This window comes from Clostridium sp. AM25-23AC (genome assembly GCF_003435125.1).
GTDB classification, from domain to species: Bacteria; Bacillota; Clostridia; order Lachnospirales; family Lachnospiraceae; genus Pilosibacter; species Pilosibacter fragilis.
Genome location: NZ_QWGI01000065.1, coordinates 1 through 4283, shown reverse-complemented (window position 1 = coordinate 4283; position 4283 = coordinate 1). Strand labels below are relative to the sequence as shown.

Sequence of the window (4283 nt, the reverse complement as noted above, 5' to 3'; positions counted from 1 at the left end):
TGCCGTATTCGGCGGTCAGCTTCCCGACAGCGGCAAGCAACTCGTCATTGACGGGGGAAACGGTTATGATGGGGCGTATGGCTGCCCCGGTTATGGCTTGCCGGATAAACTCGGCTTGGCTCATGTTGTAAGCAGAAAGCCTTTCCGCAAACTCGGCGTATTCTTCCTCGGTCATGCGTGTCTTGACTACCCGGCTGCGGTGCGGCGTGTTATATCGTTTTCGCATGGTAAAACCTCCTTCGGCTGTGCGTGGTGTCCTCTCACTAATAGGAGAAAAACAGGGTGTAAAGCGGAACTGTTTTTGAAAAATCCGAAAAATTATTTTGAGGGATTTTCCAGCGGCGTAAGCCGCATAAGCAGGGTTTGGGGAAGGCACTCCCCAACAAGATTCCCGCAGGGGCAAAATGAGCGATAAGCGAATTTTGGTACTGCGGTAGAATCTTGCTCTAAAAAGCTGCCGCTTTCCTCGGCGGCTCTGGTTTGCGGATATACTGGCTTGCTCCACCAATATAGCGATTGCGGCGGCGTGTTCTGCCCGCTGTTCACCACTACAACGGTGAAAAGGGTGCGTTTTGGCAAACGCAGCGGAAATTTTTTTATTTTCCCTGTCTGCTCCCTACAACAATCCGGCGGTGTAGTTTGCCAAAGATTTTGAAAATGGGCGCAAAAAAAGCAGCAAACCTTTTTCAAGATTTACTGCTTATGTGCCGCTGTGATGAGCGGCGGTATTAAATTGTTAGCCGTTTTTCAAATGGAATTTATCTGCAATCGCTTTCTTTTCGCTTTCCAATTCCTTTTCTGTAATCTTCCATAATTCTAACACAATGATCTGCTATCTTTTGCATTCCGAGTTCTTCAAAAAAGGCAATTTGCATTTTCATCAGTTCTTCACAAACAGTCAACTTCTGCTCATCCATATTGCTAATAGCAAGCCATGGGAACGCTTTATATTTCTTAGTGTCACCAATGAGAAAATTGTAGCCTATCAACTCATTTTCACGGAAAACGAAATAGAATTGTGGACCTGAACCCGGAACTGACTTTTCCATAATTTGTTGCATGGTTTTCACACCGCCGTATGCAGGAAAAAAACCTATTCGCTCAAGAGCATTTAATATGTCAATCCTTTTATCTGTGGGTATGTCTCTATAATTGATAATCTGTTCCATTTGCTCTACCCTCATTAAAGTTTAATTTGTCAGGCTCTAATTATACAACTTTTCTGTTTAGCGGTCAAAGCGGAACTTCAACAAACTTTCTATCAGCCGCCCGACGATATGTTCCTGCATATCTGTGTTGATCTGTCCATCCATTTTCGCACAGGAGCGGATATATCCGGCATAATGAGATAGAACGGCGGCAACAGCTTCCGGGTCGCCCTCGCTTGCCTTAACGATTGTTTCATAGGGAAGTAGCTGGTTCATAGGACAAGCCCTCCAACTCTGCCCGTAGCTGCCGTAAAATCATCTGAATACGCCGCCCGGTTGTGTTGCCAGCCCGTCCATATCTCCGTCCAATCTCCCTATGCGTCAATCGTTGGAAGTAGTACAGGAAAATGATTTCCTGTTCCATCTGTGATAGTGCGGACAGCGCTGCGGCAAGCTCTGGACTTTCCAAAAGCACCATCTGACCACAGACGAAAAGCGGATAGCTGTTCATGGCAGCTTGCTCCGCAAAGTATTTATCTGTGGTGCTGAATGGATAGTGTTTTTCTTCTATCAGATATTCAAGCGAGATTTCCCGCTTGCGGCGGCTACGTATGCTCCGGGCTGCGTCTATGGCAGCGTGGCGAATAACGGTCTTGCAAAAGGCATCGTGTGTATGCCGGATATGTTCTTGATACTTTTCGTGTTCGGTCATGGAAAATCCCCCTTTCTGAATAATGGCAGAGGGCGGCAGCATTTTATGCTGTCGCCCTCTTGATTACCGAACAGCAAAGACGGGCGGGGCTGTCAACGGCGGCGCTTTTGCGCCGTTCATCTTGACCGTTGACAGGCTCGGCTGGGTTTGCTATCTGCTCACGGCAATTCACTCTCATTGATAGGAATTGCTTCAAGTTCCGTATTCAAATTGTTCCAATAAGAGCCAATATCCGCACTTGTGAAATACTTAAAACCGCCTGCTTTTGACTTCAATTCGCCGTTTTTAACTCCATAGCAGGCGTAAATCAAATCGTAGCTTGTTCCATCTGAGAGGTTAAATCTAAAGCTGGTCACATCTGCTCCGGCAGTTTCCTCAGTTGTTTTGTCTTTTAGGGATAAGCCCTTGAACTTATCATACAGGGTCTTTATATCATTTTCAGCAACAACTACTTTCTTTTCTGCTGATGCAGGCACTCCGTCATAGTGGTACATTTCAACGCTTTCGACATCTTCAACCTCAAATGGGAAGTCGATTTTGACAGGCTCATAAGCAATGTTTATAGGTAACAGAAAGAGAGCTGTGAAAATTGCAATGATACAAAGAGCGATGGAAACGAGAACAGCAATCGTTATCTTTTTTCTGCCCCTCTGCTTTTCTTTTGCCTCATGGCGCATAATAACGCTTTCGCTTTCTTCATGAAGAACATCTTCGCTCGTGTGAGAAAGCAATTTCTGATAAATTGCGTTACAGTCAGCACAGGCGTTCAAATGCTCTTTTACCATCTCTGCGCTTGCTTCGCTGCAAGCACCGTCAACATACAGCGGAAGAATATCTCGAACAATATCGCATTGTTTACTCATGCTTTTCATCCATCCTTTCTTGAATTTTTAGCTTTGCACGATGATAAGTAACTCTCGCCCATGATTCTGTTTTTCCAAAAATTGCAGCAATTTGTGAAAAAGATAGTTCCCCGAATACGCGAAGCTGAAATACTTCTTTGTATGGTTCTTCCAAACGGTGAAGAACGAGGTGTATGCGGAACGCCATGTCAGAATCTGCAACTGAGTTCTCAACATTTTCATTTGATGGCAAGTCATTGATTTCGCTCACATCAGCTACTCGCTGACGGCTTCGCATTTCATCATGGTAAAGATTTTTTGCTATGGAGCAGAGCCATGTCAATTCATCTGACTTACCTTTGAATTGTGATGTTGTAGAAACAGCCTTATAGAATGTGTTCTGCGTGATTTCCTCTGCTATCTCACGATTTTTGGCAAGAGAAATAGTATACGAGTATACCTGTAAATAGTAGGCTTTATAGAGCTTTTCATAGTCCATACTTGTCATCACCTCCTTCAGCTTCATAGGTTAGACGGAGAAATCGGAATTTCGTTACAAAGAAGTTTGAAATTTTTATACCTTTACGCTACTCTTGCTTTCTGCGGACTATTGGTAGACGCGCATTAACAGCAAGCAAAGAGATTGCTGTGTCAGCTTGATATGTTCAAATGCTAATTAAGTATAGCATACAGCTATGAATTTTTCTATTGCGTTCCCCTGACTTCGGAATAGCGGCAGGGCTGGCTATCCATGTCTTGTGCTTCTCTACCGTACATGAGCATTTGCCGCAGGGTTGTCCGACCCGTAACCTTCCAGAAGGTTGATGACGCCCCATACCGCCAGACCAGCGCCAAGAGCCATGACCAGAATTTTAAGAATGTCGATTGCCTGATTGAAAAATTCCATATACGTTCCTCCATTTTGTTTGTTTGATGGTTTTGGGTACAAAAAAAGCCGCCCACATCGGCGGCGCTTCGGGTCATCATGGCCCGAAGTTACACAAACTCGTCGCTGTCCAGATCATCGAAATTCAACAGGTCAGCTTCTTCGTCCGTGTCGGAGCCGTCCACTTCGTACACCGTGTATTCGTCCTCCGGCTTTAGTCTCAATGGCCGGTGGCGGAACAGGCTTTCCAAGCGGAAGGCGTTTTTCTTTTTATCAAATTCGGCTGTGTACTTGTAATTCGGGTGCTTTTTCAAGTCATACTTCGGGGACAGGAAGGGCGGGAGCCCCCGAAGCTGCAAGATACATTTATCCCCGGGCATGGTGGTGATCTCGCTGGTGGTCATCAGTTCCCGGCCAAGCCGCTGCATATTCTGGCTGTAACTTTCAGACTGTCCACGGCTCCGGCCCTCGGTCTGCATAGAGATGGTGGCCTTGCCCAGCCAGTTTTCCGAAATATCCTTTAGGGTGGAAGCCTCCCGGCCTCCGAGGAATACGATACTGTCCATGTTGCCCATGACGGTTTCGGAATGGTCTTTGTACAGCGCCTTGCACTGGCTCATAGCCTGATAAAAGAGCGTCAGGCTGATCTCCCGTGAGCGGATGACGGCCACGATCTTTTCCAGCCCCGGCACCTG

Annotated in this window: 7 protein-coding genes and 2 pseudogenes; all 9 read right to left on the bottom strand. The window is 46.1% G+C overall.

All coding sequences use genetic code 11. The features are described from left to right. Positions 1-226, bottom strand: a pseudogene (locus tag DW677_RS17580) (mobilization protein); the annotation flags it as partial. 92 nt (positions 227-318) lie between these two features. Next, entirely contained in the window at positions 319-690 is a 372-nt protein-coding gene (locus DW677_RS18480; RefSeq protein WP_181968399.1) for a hypothetical protein, read from the bottom strand. A 68-nt stretch (positions 691-758) separates the two neighbouring features. Next, on the bottom strand, positions 759-1184 hold the full coding sequence (locus DW677_RS17570; RefSeq protein ID WP_117567910.1) for a hypothetical protein: 426 nt from the start codon (positions 1182-1184) through the stop codon (positions 759-761). A gap of 42 nt (positions 1185-1226) precedes the next feature. Continuing rightward, positions 1227-1424 (bottom strand): helix-turn-helix domain-containing protein, encoded by a 198-nt coding sequence (locus tag DW677_RS17565; RefSeq protein ID WP_004853580.1) that lies wholly within the window; start codon positions 1422-1424, stop codon positions 1227-1229. Continuing rightward, positions 1402-1902: a sigma factor-like helix-turn-helix DNA-binding protein gene (locus tag DW677_RS17560; RefSeq protein ID WP_015537034.1), complete on the bottom strand. Its 501-nt coding sequence runs from the start codon at positions 1900-1902 to the stop codon at positions 1402-1404. The genes DW677_RS17565 and DW677_RS17560 overlap by 23 nt, the downstream gene beginning before the upstream one ends. A 116-nt stretch (positions 1903-2018) precedes the next feature. Continuing rightward, entirely contained in the window at positions 2019-2723 is a 705-nt protein-coding gene (locus DW677_RS17555) for a zf-HC2 domain-containing protein (protein WP_117567909.1), read from the bottom strand. Then, complete coding sequence (locus DW677_RS17550; protein WP_003533443.1) at positions 2716-3228, bottom strand: RNA polymerase sigma factor; 513 nt, start codon at positions 3226-3228, stop codon at positions 2716-2718. The genes DW677_RS17555 and DW677_RS17550 overlap by 8 nt, the downstream gene beginning before the upstream one ends. A gap of 252 nt (positions 3229-3480) precedes the next feature. After that, a pseudogene (locus tag DW677_RS17545) lies at positions 3481-3609 on the bottom strand (Maff2 family protein); the annotation flags it as partial. An 89-nt stretch (positions 3610-3698) separates the two neighbouring features. Further along, on the bottom strand, positions 3699-4283 hold a 585-nt coding region (locus tag DW677_RS17540; protein WP_181968398.1), incomplete at its 5' end, for a TraG/TraD/VirD4 family protein.